The 25,861-nt window shown below is 31.5% G+C and carries 16 protein-coding genes; 9 read left to right on the forward strand and 7 right to left on the reverse strand.

The features are described 5' to 3' along the window. Positions 1-228: 228 nt before the first annotated feature. From GQR95_RS16260 to GQR95_RS16285, 6 genes are all read left to right on the forward strand, one after another. Positions 229-717 carry a GbsR/MarR family transcriptional regulator gene (locus GQR95_RS16260; RefSeq protein WP_159024130.1) on the forward strand — a complete coding sequence of 163 codons (489 nt, stop codon included), beginning with the start codon at positions 229-231 and terminating at the stop codon, positions 715-717. A 33-nt stretch (positions 718-750) separates the two neighbouring features. Beyond that, entirely contained in the window at positions 751-1,881 is a 1,131-nt protein-coding gene (locus GQR95_RS16265) for an efflux RND transporter periplasmic adaptor subunit (protein ID WP_159024131.1), read from the forward strand. Positions 1,882-1,902: 21 nt separating this feature from the next. Then, a complete protein-coding gene (locus GQR95_RS16270) occupies positions 1,903-5,046 on the forward strand; it encodes an efflux RND transporter permease subunit (RefSeq protein WP_159024132.1) in 3,144 nt (1,047 codons plus the stop codon). Between the two features lie 4 nt (positions 5,047-5,050). Continuing rightward, the gene (locus tag GQR95_RS16275) at positions 5,051-6,466 is read left to right on the forward strand and encodes an efflux transporter outer membrane subunit (RefSeq protein WP_159024133.1); all 1,416 of its coding nucleotides are present in this window, start codon (positions 5,051-5,053) and stop codon (positions 6,464-6,466) included. Between the two features lie 155 nt (positions 6,467-6,621). Beyond that, on the forward strand, positions 6,622-6,999 hold the full coding sequence (locus tag GQR95_RS16280; protein ID WP_159024134.1) for a hypothetical protein: 378 nt from the start codon (positions 6,622-6,624) through the stop codon (positions 6,997-6,999). Between the two features lie 37 nt (positions 7,000-7,036). Next, positions 7,037-8,092 (forward strand): M28 family metallopeptidase, encoded by a 1,056-nt coding sequence (locus GQR95_RS16285; protein WP_159024135.1) that lies wholly within the window; start codon positions 7,037-7,039, stop codon positions 8,090-8,092. A 77-nt stretch (positions 8,093-8,169) separates the two neighbouring features. Here the strand turns inward: GQR95_RS16285 and GQR95_RS16290 are convergent, their stop codons facing one another. From GQR95_RS16290 to GQR95_RS16310, 5 genes are all read right to left on the reverse strand, one after another. Continuing rightward, entirely contained in the window at positions 8,170-8,616 is a 447-nt protein-coding gene (locus tag GQR95_RS16290) for a protein-disulfide reductase DsbD domain-containing protein (protein WP_159024136.1), read from the reverse strand. 210 nt (positions 8,617-8,826) lie between these two features. Continuing rightward, on the reverse strand, positions 8,827-9,357 hold the full coding sequence (locus GQR95_RS16295; protein ID WP_159024137.1) for a porin family protein: 531 nt from the start codon (positions 9,355-9,357) through the stop codon (positions 8,827-8,829). Between the two features lie 88 nt (positions 9,358-9,445). Beyond that, positions 9,446-10,354, reverse strand: coding sequence for a Ppx/GppA phosphatase family protein (locus tag GQR95_RS16300; RefSeq protein ID WP_159024138.1), 909 nt, complete (start codon positions 10,352-10,354; stop codon positions 9,446-9,448). A gap of 1 nt (position 10,355) precedes the next feature. After that, on the reverse strand, positions 10,356-12,419 hold the full coding sequence (gene ppk1, locus GQR95_RS16305) for a polyphosphate kinase 1 (protein WP_159024139.1): 2,064 nt from the start codon (positions 12,417-12,419) through the stop codon (positions 10,356-10,358). Between the two features lie 98 nt (positions 12,420-12,517). After that, on the reverse strand, positions 12,518-13,009 hold the full coding sequence (locus GQR95_RS16310) for a histidine phosphatase family protein (protein WP_159024140.1): 492 nt from the start codon (positions 13,007-13,009) through the stop codon (positions 12,518-12,520). A 743-nt stretch (positions 13,010-13,752) separates the two neighbouring features. Here GQR95_RS16310 and GQR95_RS16315 point away from each other — a divergent pair. The 3 genes from GQR95_RS16315 to GQR95_RS16325 are packed head-to-tail and all read left to right on the forward strand — an operon-like array spanning position 13,753 to position 22,047. Next, entirely contained in the window at positions 13,753-18,624 is a 4,872-nt protein-coding gene (locus GQR95_RS16315; RefSeq protein ID WP_159024141.1) for a gliding motility-associated C-terminal domain-containing protein, read from the forward strand. Positions 18,625-18,634: 10 nt separating this feature from the next. Next, the gene (locus GQR95_RS16320) at positions 18,635-19,600 is read left to right on the forward strand and encodes a type IX secretion system membrane protein PorP/SprF (protein WP_159024142.1); all 966 of its coding nucleotides are present in this window, start codon (positions 18,635-18,637) and stop codon (positions 19,598-19,600) included. Positions 19,601-19,611: 11 nt separating this feature from the next. After that, complete coding sequence (locus GQR95_RS16325) at positions 19,612-22,047, forward strand: OmpA family protein (RefSeq protein ID WP_159024143.1); 2,436 nt, start codon at positions 19,612-19,614, stop codon at positions 22,045-22,047. A 103-nt stretch (positions 22,048-22,150) separates the two neighbouring features. Here GQR95_RS16325 and GQR95_RS16330 read toward each other — a convergent pair whose 3' ends face one another. Together GQR95_RS16330 and GQR95_RS16335 are read right to left on the reverse strand one after the other, a co-directional pair. Then, complete coding sequence (locus tag GQR95_RS16330; protein ID WP_159023137.1) at positions 22,151-23,347, reverse strand: IS256 family transposase; 1,197 nt, start codon at positions 23,345-23,347, stop codon at positions 22,151-22,153. A gap of 1,266 nt (positions 23,348-24,613) precedes the next feature. Further along, positions 24,614-25,858 (reverse strand): lipopolysaccharide assembly protein LapB, encoded by a 1,245-nt coding sequence (locus tag GQR95_RS16335; protein ID WP_159024144.1) that lies wholly within the window; start codon positions 25,856-25,858, stop codon positions 24,614-24,616. Positions 25,859-25,861: the final 3 nt, after the last annotated feature.

Raw genomic sequence — 25,861 nt, forward strand, 5'->3', positions numbered from 1 at the left:
TGTATAGTATTTAAAACAGACATATACTCTATATGTATTTATCTTTGATAGAGATTTTAAACAAATATCGAAAATGACCTGTTAGAAGTTAAAAAACAAGGTTCTATTTTATGTAAAAACCAGAAATATAGGCTTAAAAATAAGTTTTCTGTTTTTAACAATTAATTAACCCCTTGTTAGTTCGGAAAAAACCGAACTAACCTTATATTTGTCCAAATTTTAATAATTATGGAGAAAGAACTGTTAGAAGAAAAACATAAACTTGTCGAGAAGCTTGGGGTTGTTATTGAAAAAAACAATCAATTAGCTCCAGTTGCCGCTCGTATAATCTCTTATGTGGTTTTAACAGGTAGATCGGGTGTAACTTTCGATGATTTAGTTACCAATTTATGCGCAAGTAAGAGTACCATTTCTACACATTTAAATCATTTATTAGATTTAAAACAATTAGAATACTTTACAAAAAAAGGTGATAGAAAGAAGTATTTCATAATTAGTAAATGCCATATTTTAACACATATGGATAATATGATTAACTCTTGGACCTCTGAAAAAGAGTTACATATGGAGATGAAATCATACAAAGAAAAAATGAATGAATTTAATGATGATGAAGCACAAGTATTTAGCCTAGACTTTCATAATAATTACATTACATTTTTAAATGAGGCTACAAAATCAATTATAAAATTAAAAGAAAATATAGTTTATAAATAATCAAAATAGTAGTATTAACAACCCAAGAATAATATGAAAAAAAGTCATTACATTATGCTATCGCTCTCATTATTAGCGATCACCTTTATAAGTTGTGGAGATAATAAATCGGAACAAGCTCAACAACAAGCTCCACCTCCCACAATTCCAGTAACTCAATTACAAACTAAAACAGTGACAGGATATAAAGAATATCCAACAAATATAGAAGGTATTATAAATAGTGCTGTTAGAGCAAAAACATCAGGATACATTCAAAAAGTATTAGTAGACGAAGGTGAAAAAGTACGTAAAGGACAGGTGTTATTTAGATTAGAAACACAATCTTTAAGTCAGGACGCTGGTGCTGCTAAAGCTCGTATTAATGTGGCACAAGTAGAAGTTGATAAATTGGTCCCGCTAGTGGAAAAAAACATTATTAGTCCAGTACAATTAGAAACAGCTAAAGCAAACCTACAACAAGCCAAAGCAAACTATAGTAGTGTGTCTGCAAATATTGGATATGCCACTATGAAAAGTCCTGTAAATGGTTTTGTTGGAATGATTAATTTTAGAGAAGGTGCTCTAATTAGTCCAAGTGATCAAACACCACTAACAACCGTTAGTGATATTAGTAAGGTATATGCTTTTTTTAGTTTAAATGAAACACAATATTTAGACTTCCTCCAAAATGCTAAAGGCAAAAATTTAAAAGAAAAAATCGCAAATTTTGCACCTGTGAATTTAATATTGGCTAATGGCAGTACTTATGAAGAAAAAGGGAAAATAGAAACAAGTTCAGGACAAATTAATCAAAGTACTGGTACAGTAAGCTTTAGAGCTGTTTTTGATAATCCTAACCAATTAGTAACTAATGGTAATAGTGGTAAAATTCAAATCCCTGCAGTTTACGAAAATGCAATTGTAATTCCTCAAGATGCTACTTTCGAGCAACAAGGAAATATAATGATTTTTAAACTAGCTGAAAACAATACTATTAAAACAGCTATTATAAAAGTAAAAACTACAGTAGACAACTTATATGTTGTAGAGTCTGGGGTTGATGCAAAAGAAACAATTATAGTTTCTGGAGTAGGCAAACTAAAAAACGGAATGGTTATTACTCCTCAAAACAAGTCTTTTGATGAAGCTATAAAGCCAATTCCTACACTTTTCAAAAATTAGAAACCTAGAAATTTTATAATTATGTTAAAAACATTTATTGAAAGACCTGTGCTTTCAACAGTTATCTCTATTATTATAGTTTTACTAGGAGTTATTAGTATAACAAGCTTACCAATAGAGGAATATCCGGATATTGCTCCTCCTACCATTAAGGTAACGGCAAGCTATACGGGTGCCAATGCAGAAACCGTTCTTGAAAGTGTTATTATTCCTATAGAAGAACAAATAAATGGTGTTGAAGGAATGACGTACATTACCTCTACAGCATCAAACACAGGAACAGCAGAAATTACTGTATATTTCGATCAAGAAATGGATGCAGATATTGCTGCAGTAAACGTACAAAACCGTGTAGCAAGAGCATCTGCTTTATTACCACAAGAAGTAATACAAACAGGTGTAATTACTCAGAAACAAGAAACAAGTGCATTAATGTTTATTTCTATGTATTCTGAGAGTGATGATTACGATGCTACTTTTATTCAGAATTATTTAAAAATTAACGTAATTCCAGCCATGCAACGTATTAGTGGTGTTGGAGATGTTAGCGTATTCTCGCAACAAGATTATGCGATGCGTATTTGGTTGAAACCAGAAAAATTAGCCGCTTACGGCTTAATTCCTTCAGATATTTCTGCTGCTTTAGCAGAACAAAACTTAGAAGCAGCAGCTGGTTCTTTGGGTCAGAATAGTGGAGAATCATTTTCCTACACATTAACGTATAGCGGTCGTTTTAAAGATGAAAGTCAATACAGTGATATTGTTATTAAAGCATTAGGAAACGGACAATTTTTAAGACTAAAAGATGTTGCTACTATTGAATTAGATGCACAATCTTACGCGGCTAATGCAATGAGTTTGGGACACCCTGCAGTTTTTATGGGAATCTTCCAAACAAAAGGTTCTAATGCTCAAGAAATTATTGAAAACATAAAAACCACTTTAGCAACTGTAGAAAAAGATCTTCCAGAAGGTTTAGGTATTTTTGTACCATACGATACTAGTTTATTCTTAAACGCATCAATAGAAAAAGTAATACATACATTAATAGAAGCCTTTATATTGGTATTCATAGTGGTATTTATTTTCTTACAAGATTTTCGTTCCACATTAATACCTGCAATTGCGGTACCCGTTTCTATTATTGGAACATTCTTTTTCTTGAATGTTTTTGGATACTCTATTAACCTATTAACACTATTTGCATTAGTACTTGCCATTGGTATTGTGGTTGATGATGCCATTGTAGTTGTAGAAGCTGTTCATGCAAAAATGGACCATGGAGAAAAAGATCCAAGAAAGGCCACTTTAGTTGCTATGAATGAAATTTCTGGTGCAATTATCTCAATTACATTAGTAATGGCGGCAGTATTTATACCAGTTACTTTTGTAACAGGTCCTACAGGTGTATTCTACGAACAATTTGGTGTCACTTTAATTATTGCTATTTTAATTTCGGCAGTAAATGCCTTAACATTAAGTCCTGCTTTATGTGCGTTATTATTAAAATCGCACAAAGATGATGAAGAGTTGAAAGGAAAAAATCCATTAAAACGTTTTTACACACTTTTTAATCGTGGATTTAATGCTACGATAGAAAAATATGGAAATTCACTTCATTTCTTACATAAGAGAAAATTCATTACTGGAGTATTAATAATAATTGCATTTGCCGGTATTTACTGGGCTGCGAACACAACTCCAACAGGTTTTGTACCTAATGAAGATAGAGGTATTATTTTTGCGAATATTGAATTACCAGCTGGAGCATCATTAGATAGAACAGATGCAGTTGCTAAAAAACTTTATTCACAAATAGAAGGTATAGAAGGTATTGCTGGAGTAAACTTTATTAAAGGACGAAGTTTAATTAATGGTTCAGGATCTAACTATGGAATGGGAATTATAAAATTAAAAGATTGGAGCGAACGTGAAGATCCTTCGCTTTCTTCTCAGGCCATTACAGGAAAATTATTTGGTATTTCTGCCGGAGTTCCTGAGGCTAAAATTATTTTCTTCTCACCACCAAGTATTCGTGGTTTTGGTAATTCAGCAGGTTTTGAAGTTAACTTATTAGATAAATTTGGAGGAGAATTTAAAGATTTAGACAAAGCAAATCAAGAGTTTGCAATGGCTTTAATGAGTCACCCAGAAATTCAGTATGCGCAATCTGCATTTAACACAAACTATCCGCAATATGAAATGGAAGTGAATGTACCTTTAGCAAAAGAAAAAGGAGTTGATATCTCTAGTATCTTTTCAACTTTACAAGGGTATATAGGTGGAATTTATGCTTCAGATTTTTCTAAATTTGGAAAACAATTTAGAGTATATATTCAAGCACTACCAGAAGACAGAGCAGATGTTAATGCTTTAAATAGTATGTATGTGAGAACGGATACTGGCGAAATGACACCAATTACTCAATTTGTAAAACTAGAAAGAGTTTATGGACCACAATCTGTAACACGTTTTAACTTATTAAATTCTACAAGTATAACTGGAGCTACAAACGAAGGTTACAGTACTGGTGATGCTATTAGAGTTATTGAAGAAGAGGTTGCTAAACTACCAAGTAATTATACTATTGCTTATTCTGGCTTAACTCGTGAAGAAGTAAATGCAGGAAATCAAACTACATTTATATTTATATTAAGTATTCTTTTTGTGTACTTCTTATTAAGTGCTCAATACGAAAGTTACTTATTACCATTTGCTGTAATTCTTTCTTTACCATTTGGAGTATTTGGGGCTTATATTAGTACCAAGTTATTAGGATTAGAAAACAACATTTATTTCCAAATTTCTCTAATTATGCTTATTGGTTTGTTGGCTAAAAATGCCATACTTATTGTAGAAATTGCATTACAGAAACGACACCATGGAGAAAGTATAATCGAGGCAGCTATAGACGGTGCAAAATCACGTTTACGTCCAATTTTAATGACCTCTTTCGCTTTTATCTTAGGTTTAATGCCTTTAGTATTAGCAAAAGGTGTAGGATCGGAAGGAAACAAATCCATTGGTACTGGTGCCGTTGGAGGATTACTTATAGGAACTATTTTAGGAGTATTTATTATACCTATATTATTTATTATTTTCCAATGGTTACAAGAAAAAATTTCTAATAAGACCGTAGTAATCGAACAAAATTTAGAACATTAATCGTATGACATCAATAATAAAACATAACGCATTTAGTAAAATTTCGGTATTGCTTTTTGCTCTAGTAACGTTACAAAGTTGTTTTGTTGCTAAAGACTATGAACGACCAGAATTTGATGAAACACCAAATTTGTACAGAACAGATAATTTGCCATCAGACAGCACGTCTATGGCAGATGTGTCTTGGAAAGATTTGTTTACAGACCCTTTTTTAAATCAATATATTGAAGAAGGTCTTCAAAACAATATAGATATAAGAATCGCCATCCAACAAATGCTAGCGGCAGAATCTTATGCAAAACAAGGAAAAGCAGGGTATTTACCATCTTTAGATTTAAGCGGAACTGCGACAACTACCAAATATTCAAAAAACAGTCAGTTTGGATCTATTTTTAGTGGATCTGTAGACTCATACGACTTGAATGCTAGTCTATCTTGGGAAGCAGATATTTGGGGTAAAATTAGAAGCGGAAAACGAGCAACAGATGCAAGTTATTTACAATCTGTAGCTGCACATAAAGCAGTAAAAACATTATTAGTTGCACAAATAGCAACAACATATTATCAATTATTAGCTTTAGATGCTCAGCTTAAAATAACTAACGAGTCTATTTTAACACGTAAAAAAAGTGTTGAAACCATTCAGGCACTAAAAGATGCGGGCCGAGTTAATCAGGTTGCTGTAGACCAAAGTATTGCTCAATTTAATAGTGCAAGTGCTTTAAAAATAGACATTGAAAGTGCTATTTTTAAAACAGAGAATACACTTAACTTATTATTAGGGAAAAATCCAAGTAGTATTGAAAGAAGCGATTTAGAAGGTCAGAAATTAGACACAGAAATGAAAGTTGGTGTTCCTGCGGTTTTATTACGTAACAGACCAGATGTTATGGCAGCAGAATATGGTTTAATTAATGCTTTTGAATTAACTAATGTTGCTAAAAGTCAGTTTTATCCTTCTTTAACATTAACGGCTTCTGGAGGATTCCAAAGTTTAGACATTAAAGATTGGATTAGCGCTAATTCTATTTTTTCAAGTATTGTTGGAGGTTTAACTCAACCGTTATTTAACAAACGAAGCATTAGAACACAACACGAAGTTGCAATTGCACAACAAGAGCAAGCGCTTTTAAATTTCGAAAAAACATTACTAACTGCAGGTAACGAGATCTCTAACACTTTATACAATTATGATGCTGAAAAACGAAAAATAGTTTTTAGAGAAAATGAAGTTGTTGCTTTAAGAAAAGCAGAAATAAATTCTGAGGAACTTTTAAACTATGGACTTAGCACATTTTTAGATTTATTAACAGCAAGAACTGCGGCATTAAACGCAGAACTTAATGTTGTAGATAGTAAATTACAACAATTATTAAATGTTGTAGATTTATACGAAGCCCTTGGTGGTGGATGGAAATAAAGCAGAAAATAATTAACACTAATTATCTTACAAAAAGCCCTTTTTTTAATAAAAAAGGGCTTTTCTTACATTAAACGTTATATCTTTATTAAGACTTAAAAAACATCCTGTTTTCGATTAAAAAATCAGAATCGTTTCAGATTAAATATTAAATCATGAGAAAAATAAGTATTGTCTCAGCATTAATCTTATCTATAGTTGCAATAGTATGGGCAACGCTTCCTAAATCTATATTTGCTGCTATTCCTGCAATAATAGCATTGATTTTAGCCATTTATGGACTACAATTATCTAAACAAAAAATACAACCTAAAGCCTCTGCACAACTGGCTATTTTACTTAGTAGTATTGCAATTATATTTTCAGTTAGTAAATTAATACTTACACCTTCTAAAACTGAAGTCTTTACAAAAACAGAACAAAAAGTAGAACAGGATATTAATGATGACGAATCAGATTTTGAAGAAGAATTTGAAGACACAGAAGAACATAAACCTGAAGATAGTATTCATACCATTTCAAAACAAAAATAATTTATTTTAAAATATTACACATTATAACAATAGCTCCATGTCTTTAAAACTTTTCTATTTACTCCCCGCTTTCCTAGTTTTAGTCTCTTGTGCAGAAACAAAAGACAGAACTTTAACCCAAAACATTACAGATTCTCTTATTCTTCAAGATAGCAGCATAGTAAGAGAATATATAAATACTATTACAACAGATGAATTACAAAAACATTTAGAAATTTATTCATCTGATGAATTTGAAGGTCGAGGTACCGGAACTGAAGGTCAAAAAAAAGCGGTAGAGTATTTAAAACAATATTATATTAACCAAGACATTTCGTCTCCTATAAACGATTCTGTTTATTTTCAGCACATACCTGCATCCTATTTACCTAAGAAGGTAGATGCTTCAGAAAATGTATTAGCATATATTGAAGGATCTGAAAAACCAGATGAAGTTTTAGTTATTTCGGCACATTTAGATCATGTTGGAATAATTAAAGGCGAAATTTATAATGGTGCAGACGATGATGGTTCTGGTACCGTAGCGCTTTTAGAAATTGCTCAAGCTTTTAAAAAAGCCACTTTAAACGGACACCAACCAAAACGTAGTATTTTATTTTTACATGTTACTGCCGAAGAAATTGGATTATATGGTTCTAAATATTATTCAGAACACCCCATTTTTCCTTTAGAAAACACCATTGCCAATTTAAATATTGATATGATTGGTCGTGTAGACGATAAGCATAAAGACAACCCCAATTATGTTTATTTAATAGGTTCTGATCGTTTAAGTAATGAGCTACATTATGCCTCAGAAAAAACAAATAGCACTTATTTTAATTTGGACTTAGATTATACTTTTAATGCCTTAAACGACAAAAATCAATTTTATTATAGATCGGATCATTATAATTTTGCAAAACATAATATTCCTGTTATTTTTTACTTTAACGGAACGCATGCAGACTACCATAAGGCTACAGATACAGTAGACAAAATTAATTTTTCAATACTACAAAAACGCGCCCAACTTGTATTTGCAACAGCTTGGCAATTGGCAAATCAGCCAAACCGGCCAGCTTTAAATGATGATATTGAATCTGAAGATTAAAAAAACAGATTCTATTTTACAAAAAAATCCTTCAGCATTAATTTGCTGAAGGATTTTTTTATCATATTAAAGTTATTTTATTTTACATCAAACTCTAAATCTACTTCGGTTGGCGGTAAACATCTTGTATCATCGCACATCATAAATTCTACGGTACCATTCACTTTAAACGGCACAACACCCTTTACTTTTATACGTTGTTTAAACGCTGCTTTAGTTTCAAAAAACTTAATTTCCATCTCAAAAACAGGATCATTTACAACATGTCCTTTTCCTTCTTGAGTATTTCCTTTTTTTAAGAAATTTTTATTCCCTTTAAACGTAAACGTTGTTGGAATTGGTCCGTTTTCAGGAACAGATTGCGCATACAAATGCCAACCTTGGTCTATAGTAGCTGTAGCGACTAATTCGTATTCTGTGGCAGAAATTTTATTAACAGTTGTATCCCATTTTACGGGCTCTAAAATTTGAGAATTTACAGCACTAGAAATAATTAAGACTAGTAATAATATAATTTTTTTCATAATTGATTAATTTATGGTTTTAAATGTAACATGAGAATCAAATATATACGAATATCGCTTTTGAAGTATAAAGCGGAATTAAAGTTATATTTCTTTTAACATTTCAAGACATCATTTTTAACGAAGTCTAATATTTAACATTATAAAATAAAAAAAGAGCCAAATTTCAATAATTGAAATTTGGCTCTTTTTAAAATTATTAAAATTGAATTAGAATATTTTTATACCTAAACCAACTTGTATATTACTATTTTTTGCTTCTAAAATTTGATCGTCGTCATACACATTTGTTATTCCGTAAGAATATCTTACATCTACATAAAAGTCATCAAGAAAGATATATTCTACACCTGCAATACCAGAAAAAACTAAGTTATTAAAACCATCTTCAAATTCATGAACTTTAAGTCCTAATTGAGGTCCTAAACCTACAGATAAACGTTCTGTTACGGCATATTTAGCAAATACAGGTAAATTAAGGTAAGATAATCTAAGAGATTCTTCTTTGGCACCTTCTGCAGAAAATTGAATTTCTGGTGCTATAGAAAATTTATCAGAAATACCATATTGAGCTGTAAAACCAACTACAAATCCATTTCTGTGTGCGTTACCTGAAGGAACTTCAGAATCATAATCTAAATTAGACATATTTATTCCGGCTCTTACTCCAAATAAATCGAATTGAGCAAAACTAGTTGTAGTTGCTAGAATAGTTAAAACTAGAAAGGTAATTTTTTTCATATTGATAGATTTTGTTGCTAAGTTAAAATTAATAGAATCACTTTAATATAATTGTAGTAAAAAAAAGGACAAAAATCACATTTTACCTTTAAATCAATTTTTTACTAGACACTGTTTCGTAATACAAACTCTTTATTATCCCATCACTTAACCCTATTTTAGGAACATAAATATCTTTTGCTCCACTCCATTTCATAGCCGACAGATAAATTCTTGCTGCTGGTATAATTACGTCTGCGCGATCTTGGTTTAAATCCAACTCGGTGATACGTTCTTCGTAAGAATAAGATTGCAATATATTATAATAAGATGTTAAATAAAAGAATGTTAACGGTTTTCCCACAGCTTTTCCTGAAACCTTAAAAATTTTATTAATATTTCCTCCAGAACCTATTAAATCTATTTTCTCATACTTTTTAGTATGTTCTTTAATCCAACTTTCTAATTCGTTCCAGGTTTCTCTTTTTACCATGTCGTTTAACAACCTTACAGTACCAATTTTAAAGGATCTAGAGATTTCTGTTTCTCCATGGTCTATAACTGTAAACTCTGTACTACCACCTCCAACATCTACATATAAATATGTTTTATTTGGATTTATAAATGCATTTAAATCTGTTGCTGCAATAATGGCAGCTTCTTCATCTCCTTCAATTATATCAATTTTAATATCCGATTGCTCTAAAATTTGTTGAACAACTTCTTTACTATTTTTTGCTTCACGCATAGCTGATGTTGCACATGCCTTATATTTCTCTACTTTATGAGATTTCATAAGTAATTTAAAAGCATGCATAGTATCAATCATGCGTTCTATATTCTTTTCAGAAATTTTCTCTTCTAAAAACACATCTGCACCTAAACGAATTGGCACACGAACTAAAGAACTTTTTTTAAACTTCGTTGGCTTTCCTTCTTCTTCAATAATATTAGCAATTAATAATCTTACGGCGTTAGATCCAATATCGATTGCTGCATATTTTTTTATTGTAAGCATATTACCCTTTTAATTTGTTTAAGTAATATTCGTAGGTTGCGAACTGCGATCTTACTTTTGTTTTATTATTTTTTTTATGTTCGTTGGTCTGTTCTAAATTTAAAATTCTTGCTTTTACATTATCACTCCAACAAATATTAAACGTATCTAATAATTCTTGTTTAATATCCTTATCATAAATAGGGCAAGTGACCTCTACTCTATTTTCAATATTTCTAGTCATCCAATCTGCAGATGAAATATAAACTTTAGGATTTCCGCCATTACCAAATACATATAATCTGGTATGCTCTAAAAACTTATCGACAATACTTATTACCTCGATATTTTCACTCATACCTTCTATACCTGGAACTAAACAACATAAACCTCTAACAATCATTTGGATTTTCACTCCTGCTCGACTCGCTTCGTATAGTTTATCTACCATTTTATAGCTAGAAATACTATTCATTTTAAGTTTTATACTTGCAGGTTTACCTAATTTCACATTAACAATTTCTGCATCAATTAACTTAAAAAAAGCCTTTTGTGTATAATGTGGCGATGTTATAATATGTTTATATCTGTATATTAAATAATTTGTTTCAAAAAAACTAAAAACTTTATTAATATCTTTTAAAATACTTTGATCTGCTGTGAATAAAGTATAATCTGTATAGATTTTAGCGGTAGATTCGTTAAAGTTTCCTGTACTTACAATTCCGTATCTTTTTATCTTTTTATTTTCTTCGCGTTCAATTACACACATTTTACTGTGCACTTTTAAACCTTGAACTCCAAAAATTAAGTTAATCCCTTCAACTTCCATTTGCTCTGCATAAGCAATATTTGCTTGTTCATCAAAACGGGCTTGTAATTCTATAGATACAGTAACGCGTTTTCCGTTTTTTGCTGCATTAATTAATGAACTTGCAATATCTGAAATTTGAGCTAATCTATAAATTGTTATTTTTATGGTTTTAACTTTAGGATCTAAAGCGGCCTCTCTTAAAAATTTAACGATATAAGAGAATGTATGATAAGGTGCGTATAGTAAAAAATCTTTTTTGGCAATTAGAGGAAAAATACTTTCTTCTAAACTTAATCCTTTAATAAGTAAAGGTTCTATTTTATCATACAACAAATCGGTTCTTCCTAAACTAGGAAACCCCATATAATCACGTCTGTTATGGTAACGCCCTCCAGGAATAATACTATCTGAAGGTTCTATATTCATTTTTTTTAATAAATAATCAAGGGTGTCTTTTTCAATTTCTTTATCGTACACAAACCTAACAGGCTCTCCAACTTGTCTGTGTTTTACACTATCTGATAATTTATCGATAAAACTTTTACTTAAATCGCTTTCAAAATCAAGCTCACCATCTCTAGTAATTTTTATCATGTGAGCAGAAATAGACTTATAATCGAAAATATTAAAAATATCGTCTAAACAATAGCGAAGTAAATCGTCTAACATAATAATATAATCTTTATCATCTTCTCTTGGAAGAACGACAAAACGATCCATATTTTTAGAGATTTCAATTAATGCAAATTGATTTTTATCTGTACTCATATGCATATTTACGGCCAAATATGCAGCACTATCTTTTAATAACGGAAGCTTAACTAAATCGCTTAAAATAATAGTGACTAGCGCAGGGCTTACCTTTTGAATAAAATATTGTTTTATAAACAGGTGCTGTGATGGAGAAATTTGATTTTCATCAATTATAAAAATATTCTCTTTCTTTAAATTATTTTGAATATTTTTTAAAATCATTAAACTTTCAGACTGTTGCTCTATTACAATATCTGTAATAATTTCTAAAAGTTCACTAGCTTTAATTCCGCCAAGTTCACTTTTACCAGCCTTACCAGCTTCATCTATACGTTTAACTGTCGCGTAACGTACTTTAAAAAACTCATCTAAATTATTTGAAAATATACCTAAAAATCGCAAACGTTCAATTAAAGGCACGTTTTTATCTTCAGCTTCTTGCAGTACTCTAGCGTTAAATTGAAGCCAACTAATTTCTCTATTAATATATATGTTATTAGCTTTTTCGATTTTTATCATTTAAATAATTTTTATTTCTTCATACAAATATATTGTATTTAGAATTTAATTTCATTTACTGTATGTTATTAAGTCAAGAATAAATTAAAAAAAAATAATTATTTTAAAGCTTTAGGAAATAATTTAAGTTTTAAGTAACCCGACTTTAGTTCAGACCAATTATTAATATCGAATTCTAAAACAACCAAACCACTAGTTGGTACATTTTCTATATAAACATCGCCATATGTATTTACGAAATTATTTATGGCATTATTATGTCCAAAAATAAATACAGTATCTAAATCGTCTGTTAAAGATTTGATAAAATTGGATAGTTTTTGACCATCAAAATCATACAAATCTTCAATAATTTGTATTTCAACATCCACATTCTTAAAAAAGTTATTAACAAAAATATTACAAGTCTCTAAGGTACGTTTCGCAGGACTACAAAAAATATTTTGGGAAGAAATATCTGACATTTCTAAAAAATTCCTACAAACCTTAACAGTATTACCGTAACCTACTGGTTTTAAAGACCTAAAAAGGTCTTCTACACCACCCTTCCATGATGATTTACCATGTCTTACGACTACTATTTTTTTCATAATTTAAAAATAAGAAAAAGCACTGAATTATAATTTTAATTAATAAAATTATACACTTATAAACACTAATATGTTAATAAGTGCCAAAAAGAAATACGACGAAATACAACAAACACCTGCTTAAAAACAAAGAGATTACACTTCATCGAAAATAAGACGTCTTTTAACATTAAATTTTGTTTTTCTAATACTAACTGTCGTTTTTTGTAAGTATTAATTGTGAAGAATATGATCCCAAGTCTAATTTCAATACCTAAAGCCCAAGTTTTGCTAGTCAAAACTTTCCCACAAGACTTTATGCATTCTAGACAAATTTTACTTCCTAACCAAAAGTAAGACAAATTGATAGTTGAAATAAATTGAATTTTATTTAGAAAAAAGAAATTAACGATAATCAATAAATTGTATATGGTAATAAATTACGCTTCAATTCTATTCTTGTATTTTACTATTTATTATTTAAGGCACCAGGTATATGAATCAGACTCTAGTCCGTCTAGAATACGTTTAAGATTCAAACAAGGGCCGTACAAGATGCTTCTTTTATCGAAAGATTTTAACCTTAAAGAAACACTTCACTCTTTAAATTACTTTTCTTTTATTCTAAAAAATCACATACAAACTTTGTTAAACTCAACAAGTAAGAGTTTACTGAATTTTATTATAGACCCAAAAATAACTAATTATAATAAAGTTGTTAATCCATCATAACCAGTATCAGGATAACTTAATCGATTCATGAAATGAAAAAAATTTACGCTACGAAATTTAAAGCTTATAAAAACATTAGACAGTATTCGCTGTTAGCATTAGTGCTAATGGCATGCAGTTTTTATAGCTATGGACAATCACAAGTACCTTTTAGCTCTAGGGCTACATATTCTGTTAATGGTGATTTTACTATTATAGGAAATGCCAATCTTACTGAAGCAACAGGTTCAGATGACATGATCTATGTAGATATTGATGGAGACCCTAACACGGTTAACTCATCATCTGCTACTGTTCAACTTACAGATGAGAGTGGACAATTAATAGATAATACATCTAATATTGTTTATGCAGGATTATATTGGACAGGTCGTCCTCCTGGTGAAGAGTTTATTGTAACTAACCCTAACACTGGACTTGCTAAAACATTAAAAAAACCTGTAGTATCTATAAATGGACCTAGTTCTGCTGGATATACAGAAGTAACAGCTAACACTGGAGATATCTATTATCCTGAAGGATCTTTTAATGACATGTATATCGCTTTTGCTGATGTAACTAGTTATGTTCAAGCAAATGGTGCTGGTGAATATACTGTTGCAGATATTGCATTAGTTGAAGGACAAGATAACACAGTTGGCTTAGGTATTGGATATTACGGAGCATGGAGTATGGTTATCGTTTACGAAAACTCGACTATGAGAAGCCGTAATATTGGTGTTTTCGATGGTTATTCTTTTAAAGGTGTACCTAACGATCCAAATTATGAACTACTTAGTTACATAGACTTAGATATTAGTGGTTTAAATACTGCTGATTATGTAAATGCCCAAATAGGTGTTATGGGTGCTGAGGGTGATGCTGATTTAGCGGGAGACGCTTTAACAACTCAATATGGTGGTACTGGAGATTATATACAACGATTAAGCCACAGCACGAATACAACAACAAACTTTTTTAATTCATCAATAAATGTTGGAGGCTCTCCAAGAACACCTAATGGGACTGTTTATGGAATTGACTTAAGTAAATTCGACCTTCCAGAAGTTAGTGTAGTTCCTAATCAAAATAATTTATCAATACAATATACAGCAACTACAGATAAGTATGTTATTTACAACTTAACTTTAGCTTTTGAAACAGTAACATTACCTGAGCCTCCTGAAGATGCAACTTATGAGTGTCTTGCAGATGTTCCTGTAATGGAAGATTTAATTGCAGACGATATTTGTTCAGATACAGGTGGTACGATTACCTCTGTAAATAGTGAAACAACAAACGCTTCAGACCCGTGTAATATTATTATAACACGTACATGGTCGTTCACAGATTCATGTGGAGATACATCAGTAGTATCACAAACTATTAATTTAGTAGACACTACTGCTCCTGTTGCTCCAGAAGCTCCTGCAGATATTACTGTAGCCTGCTTAACAGAACTTCCTGCAGATCTTGAATTAGAAGCTACAGATAATTGTGGTGACATTATAACTGCAATTGGTGAAGATACTATAGTAGCTTCTACAAATGGAGGATGTAATCAATCTGTTATTCGTACTTGGACATTTTCAGACGATTGTGGTAATACTTCAGAAATATCTCAAAACATAACAGTTATTGATGATGTTGCTCCTGTATTTATAGAAGAACCTCAAGATATTGTTTATGATTGTGATGGAGAACAAAGACTCCCTACTATTGATGCATGGGTACTACATAATGGATATGCTCTTGCAAACGATAATTGTTCTGATTTAACATGGACAAACAATTACAATTCAGAAATGCCAACATGTAATGAAGGTGTAACAGTAGAATTTACTGCAACTGATGCATGTGGGAATTCAATTTCTCAATCTGCAACTTATACAATATTAGATGAAACTGGACCTATTATAGAGACTGCTCCAGAAGCTTTAGTTATGGAATGTAATGAAGATTATCAAAGCACTTTAAATACTTGGTTAGCATCTAATGGTGGTAGTGCAGCAACAGATGCTTGTTCAACAGAAGTTACTTGGTCTAATGATTTTAGTTCTGATACCTTCAACATGCAAGCATGTGGAGAAGACAATGCAACAACTGTAATTTTTACTGCAACAGATTTATGTGGAAACATAACAACTACATCTTCAACAATTACAGTAATTGATGTTACTGCTCCAACAGTACCAACAAATGTACCTGAAGACGTTTCTGTAGAATGTTATGACGATATTCCTGAAATGATTAATCTTACTGCTACCGACGAATGTGTTGGAGAAATTACAGTATCAGGTGTAGATACAGAAGACAATTCAGATCCATCTAATATAATTATTACACGTACTTGGACATTTACTGATGCTTGTGGAAACACTTCTGAGGTCTCTCAAATCATAACAGTTAGTGATATTACTGCTCCTGTAATAGATAGTATACCTGCAGATTTAGCATTTGAATGTATTGATGATGTACCAGCAATGGAAGCTTTAACCGCAATAGATAATTGTTCTGGTATTATTACTTCTAATGGTACAGAAACAATTAACGATGCAGATGCTTGTAATCTAATTATTACTCGTACTTGGGTATTCACTGATGATAGCGGAAACTCTACTGAAACAACACAAACAATAACAGTTATAGATGATGTTGCTCCAACAGCACCAGCGGCTCCAGAAGATGTAACTGTACAATGTTCAGATGATGTTCCTGCAATGGTTGACTTAACTGCTACAGATAATTGTGGTGGGGAAATAACTTCAACAGGTGTAGATACAACAACAAGTGTAGATACTTGTAGTAGTATTATAACAAGAACATGGTCTTTCACAGATTCATGTGGTAACACGTCAACAGCAACACAAATTATTACAGTAATAGATACAACGGCTCCGGTAATCACTAATGAAGCTGCAGATATAGTAACACAATGTGATGGTTTAGAAGGAACTCCAACAATCGATGCTTGGGTAGCCATAAATGCAGGTGCAAGAGCTGAAGATAATTGTTCAGATATTACTTGGACAAACAACTATGATCCATCAATACCAAGTTGTACAAACCCTATTGAAGTGATATTTACAGCAACAGATGCTTGTGGAAACTCGACTTCTACTTCTGCTACATATATAGTAAACGATGAAACAGCTCCTGTAATAGATACAGAGCCTCAAGATTTAGTTTATGAATGTAATGATGCAGAAAACACATTACAAGATTGGTTAACTACTAATGGTGGTGCTGTAGCATCAGATTATTGTTCAGACACAATAACTTGGAGTAACGATTTTGATGCTTCATCAATGAACTCTACAGTTTGTGGAGAAGATAACTCTGTTACTGTAACATTTACAGCAGTAGATAACTGTGGAAATGCTGCTGAAACTACTGCAACAATAACGATTATAGATGAAACTGCTCCAACTGCTCCAACTAACGTTCCTGCAGATGTTACTGTAGAATGTGATGGAGATGTTCCTGCAATGATTAATCTTACGGCTACAGATGAATGTACAGGAGATATTACTGTTGCTGGTGTAGATACAGAAGACAATACAGATCCTCTTAATATAATTATTACACGTACATGGACTTTTTCTGATGCATGTGGTAATACTACAGAAGTATCTCAAATAATAACTGTTAAAGACGTTACATCTCCTGTAGTAGATAACGTACCAACAGATACAACATATGCATGTATAGACGATGTTCCTGAATTAGATACATTAACAGCAACAGATAACTGTACTGGTATATTAACTTCAGACGGAACAGAAACTATTGAAGATACAGATTCTTGTAACGTAACAATTACACGTACTTGGATGTTTACAGACAATAGTGGTAACACTACAGAAGTAACACAAACTATTAGTGTTATAGATGATGTTGCTCCAACAGCACCAGCGGCTCCAGAAGATGTAACTATACAATGTTCAGATGATGTTCCTGCAATGGTTGACTTAACTGCTACAGATAATTGTGGTGGGGAAATAACTTCAACAGGTGTAGATACAACAACAAGTGTAGATACTTGTAGTAGTATTATAACAAGAACATGGTCTTTCACAGATTCATGTGGTAACACGTCAACAACAACACAAATAATTACAGTAGCAGATACAATCGCTCCTACTCTAGTAAGTGATTTTGATAGTGAAGTTGAAATTAACTGTTCTGAATTACCAGCAATACCTGAATTAGAATTCACAGATAACTGTTCTTCTACTGTAGAAGTAGAGTATACAGAAGAAAGCACATCAACCGGTGCAGCCTTTGAAAACTATCTTGTATTAAGAGATTGGACAGTAACAGATAGTTGTGGTAATACAGAAGTATTTACTCAAACAATCACAGTTAATGTACAACAAGACATAGTACAAGTGTTTGACGATAGATGTACAGAAGGTGGTTCTGTAGACTTAGACAGCTATTTAGAAGATTCTAGTATAGATGGTACTTGGATTGTAGAATCTGGAGAGACTACAATAAACGGAAGTACTTACGATCCTATTAATTCTGAAGTAGGTGCAACCTATGTGTTCACTTTTACTGAAGCAAATGGATGTCAAAATCAAACATCAGTTTCAATACTAATTAATGAAGATTGTGTTGAACCAACTTGTGATCCTATTGTTTCTTCTACAGTTACTCCAAACGGTGACCAATGGAATGAATACTTTACAGTAACAGGACTTGATAGATGTGGATTTGTTATTAACATTGAAATCTATAACCGTTGGGGTGCATTAGTATACAAAGCGACAGATTATCAAAACAACTGGAATGGTAAGAATGATAAAGGAGGTTTTGGAAATGCTAGTAATTTACCAACTGGAACATATTATTACATTGTAACATTAAAAAATAGCGGATTGAAACCATTAACAGGTTCTATTTACTTAGGAAACCAATAAAAAATAACCTATGAAAATTTTAAAGTATCACATAGTAGCTTTAGCATTATTGAGTTGTACCGTCGGGATGGCGCAACAATTGCCTCAGTTTACTCAATACATGTATAACACCATATCTATAAACCCCGCGTATACGGGGAGTAGAGAAACCTTAAGCGTAGTTGGCCTTCATAGAAGCCAATGGGTAGGTATTGATGGTGCTCCTACAACACAAACTCTTTCCGTACACTCGCCTTTAGAGAACGAGAAAATAGGTATTGGTGGTTCGTTTATACACGATGAGCTTGGTGCTGAAAACTTCAATTATTTATATGGGAGTTTTTCATACACCATTAAAACAAGCGAAAAATCTAAATTAGCTTTCGGACTTAACGCTGGTTTTACTCAATATAGTTTAGACCAAGATTTTAGACTTAATAATCCTAACGATCCCGTTATATATGGTATAGAAGATCGTTGGTCTCCAAACGTAGGTGTAGGTCTTTACTGGCACTCTACAAGATGGTACCTAGGTTTATCTGCTCCTAGAATTTTAAATACAGATTATAACACAGACGAATATGAAGCTCTAGAACGTGTTAGTTATTACCTAACTGGAGGTTATGTTTGGGATATTGGTAGTTACACTAAATTTAAACCATCTGTTTTATTAAAAGCAACTAGTGGTGCTCCTATATCTTATGATCTTACAGCTAACTTCTTATTCTATGATAAAATGTGGATTGGAGCTGGTTTCAGACATAACTCAGGTGTAGATGGAAATCAAAGCAACGGTAGTTCTACATATACTTTTGGAGGAACTAATGCTATCGCTGGTTTAATCGATTTTCAAGTATCTAAACAAATTAGAATTGGTTACACTTATGAATCACCAATAAACTCTGAAATTAAATATTACCAAAGCGGGACACACGAACTAATTTTAATGTTCGAATTATTTAAAGAAAGACGTATTAAATCCCCAAGATATTTCTAAAGACTACTACTATGAAGACAAAATTAATATTCACTATACTAGCACTATCAAGTACTTTTATCTTTGCTCAAAAAAAGGTAGCCGACAGATTCTTCAAGAATTATGCTTATGTTAAAGCAAGTGATTTATACCAAGAAGCTGTTAAAAAAGGAGACAGTAGTGCACATGTATTAACACGATTAGGAGATTGTTATTATAACAATTCAGATTCTGAAAAAGCAGCAACCTGGTACTCTGAAGCCATTAAAAAATACGACGATGTAGATCCTATTTACTATTATAAATATGCGCAATCTTTACGTAGTTTAGGTAAATATGACGATGCTGTTGTATATTTAGAAAAATTTAATGAAGTACAAAAAGATGAAGATCGTATAGACGATACAGATTTTACTAATGTTGCTTTATACGAAAAACTAAAAAGTACAGAAGGTATATATGTAGATGTAATTAACTTGCCTATAAATACTAAAAATTCTGACTTTGGTGCAATTGAACATGATGGTATTTTATACTTTGCATCTGCAACTAAAAAAAATAAAGAAGATTTATACTCTTGGAATGATGAGCCTTTCTTAGACTTATATCAATCTAACATTTCTGAAGCTACAGATGGTGAAGATGCTTTAAACTATACATATCCAAACTATGTAAAAGGAGAAGATATCAATACTAAATATCACGAAGCTAGTGTTGCCATAACTAACGATGGTAAAACAATGTATTTTACTAGAGATAATGTTAGCAAGAACAAAAAATTAAAAGCAGATAGAGAAGGTACTTCTCATTTAAAAATTTACAAAGCGACTCTAGTAGATAGTACTTGGCAAGATGTTAAAGAATTAAATTTTAACGATAAAATATTTTCAACTGGTCATCCTGCTTTAAGTCCAGATAATGACATTTTATACTTTACTTCTGATAGAGAAGGCGGTTTTGGACAATCAGATATTTGGAAAGTAGCTATATTAGGTGACGATAACTATGGTTTCCCTGTTAATTTAGGAGCTGCAGTTAATACTGCAGGTAAAGAAATGTTTCCTTTTGTAGATAAAGAAAACAACTTATACTTTTCTTCAGACAGTTATTTAAACTTAGGTCTTTTAGACATCTTTAAATCTGATGTTTTAAAAGGTGGTACAAATGTAGAAAATTTAGGAGCCCCTTTTAATAGTGGTTTAGACGATTTTGCATACAACGTAGATACTAAAACAGGAAGAGGTTATTTTTCTTCTAACCGTTTAGGCGGAATGGGTGGAGATGATATTTATTCATTCGAAATTTGTTCTCAAATCATAACAGGTACTGTTAGAGATAGCAGAACTGTTTTACCGATAGCTTTTGCTAGTGTTCAATTAATAGATGAAACAGGAAAAGTTATAGAAGAACTTATGACTGGTGAAGATGGTACTTATACTTTTAAAGTTAGTTGTAATAGCACATACAATGTATTAGGTAGTATGGCCGATTACAAAGATGACTTAAGACAAGTAAATACGTCATTAATTAACGGTAACGAAATTGTTACAGATCTTAATTTAATACCTCTAATTATTGAAGACGAGATTGTAATTAACCCAATCTACTTCGACTTTGATAAATGGGATATTAGAACAGATGCAGCTTACGAGTTAGAAAACATTGTAAGTGTAATGCGAGCACATCCTGAAATGAAAATTAAAATTGAATCTCACACAGATAGTCGTGGACCAGATAATTATAACTTAACATTGTCTGATAAACGTGCAAAATCTACTAGAGACTACATATTATCTAGAGATATTGATTCAGCAAGAATTGAAAGTGCAATTGGTTACGGAGAAACACAATTAGTTAATGGTTGTGCTAACGGAGTTAAATGTACAAAAGAAGAACATCAACAAAACAGACGTTCTAAGTTCATTATCTTAGAAGATCAAGTTGAAGAACAAACAGAAACTCCAACTGTAGAAGAAGTTGAGACTGAAGTTGAAGAACAAACTGAAACTCCAACTGCAGAACAAGTTGAGACTGAAGTTGAAGAACAAACTGAAACTACAACTGTAGAAGAAGTTAAGACTGAAGTTGAGGAACAAATTGAAGCTCCAACTGCAGAACAAGTTGAAACTGAAGTTATGGAACAAACTGAAACTCCAACTGTAGAAGAAGTTAAAACTGAAGTTATGGAACAAACTGAAACTCCAACTGTTGAAGAAGTTAAAACTGAAGTTATGGAACAAACTGAAACTCCAACTATAGAAGAAGTTAAAACTGAAGTTATGGAACAAACTGAAAATCCAACTGTTGAAGAAGTTAAGACTCAAGTTGAGGAACAAACTGAAACTCCAACTGAAGAAGAAGTTAAGACTGAAGTTATGGAACAAACTGAAAATCCAACTGTTGAAGAAGTTAAGACTCAAGTTGAGGAACAAACTGAAACTCCAACTGAAGAAGAAGTTGAGGAATAATTTATACTACTCATTATAATATAAAAAAGCCGCTATTAAGCGGCTTTTTTTATAGACACTATCCTAAAAAGTGTGTAAGTTCAAAATTTCAGGGTTAAGTTATTTATAGCTTAATCCTGTTTTCAAATATAGCTAAAAATTGATTTAGTATCACTCCCCAATTCCTGATGGGCATTGTCCATTTTTTAGTACTTTCTCTGAGGGCTAGAAAGACCGATTTCATAACGGCTTCATCTGTTGGAAACGAGAGTTTGTTTTTGGTGTATTTCCTTATTTTTCCGTTTAGGTTTTCTATAAGGTTTGTGGTGTAAATAATGGTTCTTATCTCAATAGGAAAATCAAAGAATACTGTAAGCTCATCCCAATTATTTTCCCAACTTTTAATGGCGTAAGAATATTTAGAATCCCATTTAGTTTTGAAGTCATTTAAAGCAGCTTTTGCTGCTTCTTTTGTAGGAGCAGTATAGATTTGCTTCATATCACGAGTAAATTCCTTTTTGTCCTTCCAGACCACGTAACGACACGAATTTCTTATTTGATGCACAACACATATTTGTGTTGTTGAGTTCGGAAAAATAGTTTTAATAGTATCTGTAAATCCATTTAAATTATCGGTAGCTGTGATAAGTATATCTTGAGTTCCTCGAGCTTTAATATCGGTTAAAACACTCATCCAAAAGGCTGAAGATTCATTTTTACCTAACCATAATCCTAGGACTTCCTTTTTGCCATCAGTTCTCAGGCCTACTGCAATATAAATAGTCTTGTTTATGACTTTAGAGTTTTCCCTAACTTTAAATACGATGCCATCCATCCAAACAATTAGGTAAGTGGCCTCCAAAGGCCTGTTCCGCCAAGCAATAACATCTTCGGTTATCTTATCTGTAATCCTTGAAATAGTAGATGTAGAAATATTAAAATCGTACAGCTCACGTATTTGTTCTTCAATATCACTGTTACTCATGCCTTTGGCATAAAGCGATATAATAATATTTTCGATGCCTTCTGTTGTACTTTCTCTTTTCTTTACAATTAAAGGATTAAAAGAACTATCACGGTCTCGAGGAACTTGAATCTCTGTTTCTCCTAAAACGGATTTTAATTTCTTTTTAGTGTAACCATTTCGAAGATTGGCTGCTTTACTTTTTTTGTGCTTATCGTAGTCTAAATGGGCATCTAGTTCCCCTTCTAGTAACTTCTCAATACCACGTTTGTGCAACTGTTCTAAAAAGGATGTTAGCTCTGGTGCATTCTTGAATTGCTTTAAAAAGTCTTCGTTTAATAAATCTTCTGGTTTCATAAGTGTGTAAAAGTTAAAATTAATGAATAAAAAAATCTCAGATTAATATTTAACCTGAGATTTTAAAACTTACACAGTTTATGAGATACTGCCTTTTTATATATCATATATAGACATATTCCAGTACTACCCTATTCTACATTTATAACCACTTAGTATTAATATACAACTGAATACATACTTTATAAAAAAAGTAATCTTCAATATATGTTTTCAAAGTTAAAGAGCTAATACAAAATTAATACTATTATTTTATGTCTATTTATAATCGTTAGATATAGAAATTACACAACAACTTAGACAGGTATACACTGAAATCTAATTATAGTGTATTTCTATATTTTGTTTTATAGAGCTTATTGAATAAATATAAAAGCTAATTAAAGTATACTTTAAGTCTAAACGAACACCTAATAGCTTGTCTATTTATATTTAAAACAGCTTTAACATTACATTATATAATAAGTGTAGAGATACTACTTATTATCTCGAATAAAAACACTTCTTATTTCCACACATATTTTTACATCATTAATGTTTACAGAAAAAATTATTGCTCTGTGAAACCATCTTAATGTTCTCTAGTTCTGTAAGTGCCTTTTCTACTAAAAATTGATTTAGAGGCTTATCTAAAAGCTTAAAAACCCTTTATTAAATAACTCATATCTTACTCATAATTTTTATATAAGTTAGCAAGTTAAATACTCTTGCTAATAAAATGTAATTCGCAATAAGTCTAAAATCCAAACCTCTAAACCATAAGATAAATCACGTTCAAGAACTCGTGTTACAAAGTCATAATAACTTCAATAATATTATCATTAATTCTTAAAATTATACGAAAAAAACTTAATTCGTATTTACTATTCTCTATCACTAATTCACTTTCAATTGTAGTCAAAGGCTATTTCTATTTTGTATAACCATAACAAACATGAATTACTTTACGTTTTTAAAGTTTATAAACTCTACATTATAAAGCCTCTAAACATCTCTTTTTTTATAACTATTCAATAGTAGAAAGTCTAACTCTTATACGCTCTTAAACATCATTAAAAGCACTTTTTAAACAGACTATCGGATTCAAAACTATATGTAATTAGAAATCTTAAATTAAAACGTAACCTAAGATTAAAAAAACTAACAAGGTTTATAAGATACCCTAATAAAATCTGATTACTATATGCTTTCAATACTTTTAGAACATAAAAAAACCTGTGAATTGTTATTCACAGGTTTTAAAATATAGAATATATGAGCTACTAATTATTGAGCTGCATCTAATTTAGCTTGTATTTCTTTAGCTTTACTTGTTTCTCCAGTAGCGTTATAAATATTTATTAATTGTTGGTAAATATTAGGTACTGGGTTAGGGTTATTGGCAATGTATTTAACTAAAACATCTGCTCCTTGATCGAATAAACTTGTTTTTTTAGCACGTAGTTCATCATAACGCGCGTTATCTGCTTTACTTGTACCTAAGCTGTTCATTTCTTCAATTAAAGAGTTTCCTTCATCAATGTAAGTTGTAGACTCGTTTAAAGCTGCATCAGCATAATCAGGCTTTAATTCTAAAGCTTTTTCGAAAGATGTTCTTGCGCCTTCAAAATCTAGATTTTTTAAAGAAATTACACCAATGTTATAATGTAAGTTTGGATTTTCTGGTTGTTGCTTAACAGCTTCTTCCATTAAATCTTTAAATTTATCTGTTTCTTCTAATTCTAAATATAAATTAGCTTCAGTAAGAATTAAATCTAAATTCTCTGGATCTTGCATTCTTGCTTTTTTAGCAGCAGCTAAAGCTTCATCTGTTTTACCTTGAGACACATAAATTAATGCGATATTCTTAGTAATTTCAGCTTGCTTAGATTCTGTTTTACGCATTCCTGGATTGTTATGAGATTTTGCTTTTACAAATAAATCTCTTTGGCTTTTTGCCATAACTTCTTCTTCTCCAGTAGCAACATTTGTAGCGTAATATTGAGTTTCAATACCTGTATATCCTAGGTCGTCTAACTTAATATACTGTCTTAATGCTGTATCGTAATCTTGATCACTTACTGCACTTACTGCTGCATAATACAAATATGTTGTATCTGCAGGTACGATGTTATATAATTGTTCGAATTCTTGACTAGCTAAAGTGTATTTTTTCTCTTTAAAGTTGTTGTTCGCTTTAACTAAATATGTGTTTTGCATTTTATTCTTAAACTCTGCAACTTCACTTTTCATTGAGTCGTCTACCTTGTTTAAGTTTTCAAGCGATTTATTTACATCTTCTGTAGAACCTGCACCATTAGCATATAAAGCTTCAGCTTGTAAAAAATAATACTTTGCTTTGTATTTATCATCTATAGAAGATAACATTGGCGTTACTTGACTTAAAGATGCCTTTGCTTCTGCGTAGTTATTGCTTTTTATTGCCTTTTCCGCGGCCTTTAATTCTTTTTTTTGTGCGAAAGAAAATGCACTAACGGATAGAGCTAAAGCAACTATAACCTGTTTTTTCATTGT

The organism is Formosa sp. L2A11, assembly GCF_009796865.1.
Classification (GTDB): Bacteria; Bacteroidota; Bacteroidia; order Flavobacteriales; family Flavobacteriaceae; genus Formosa.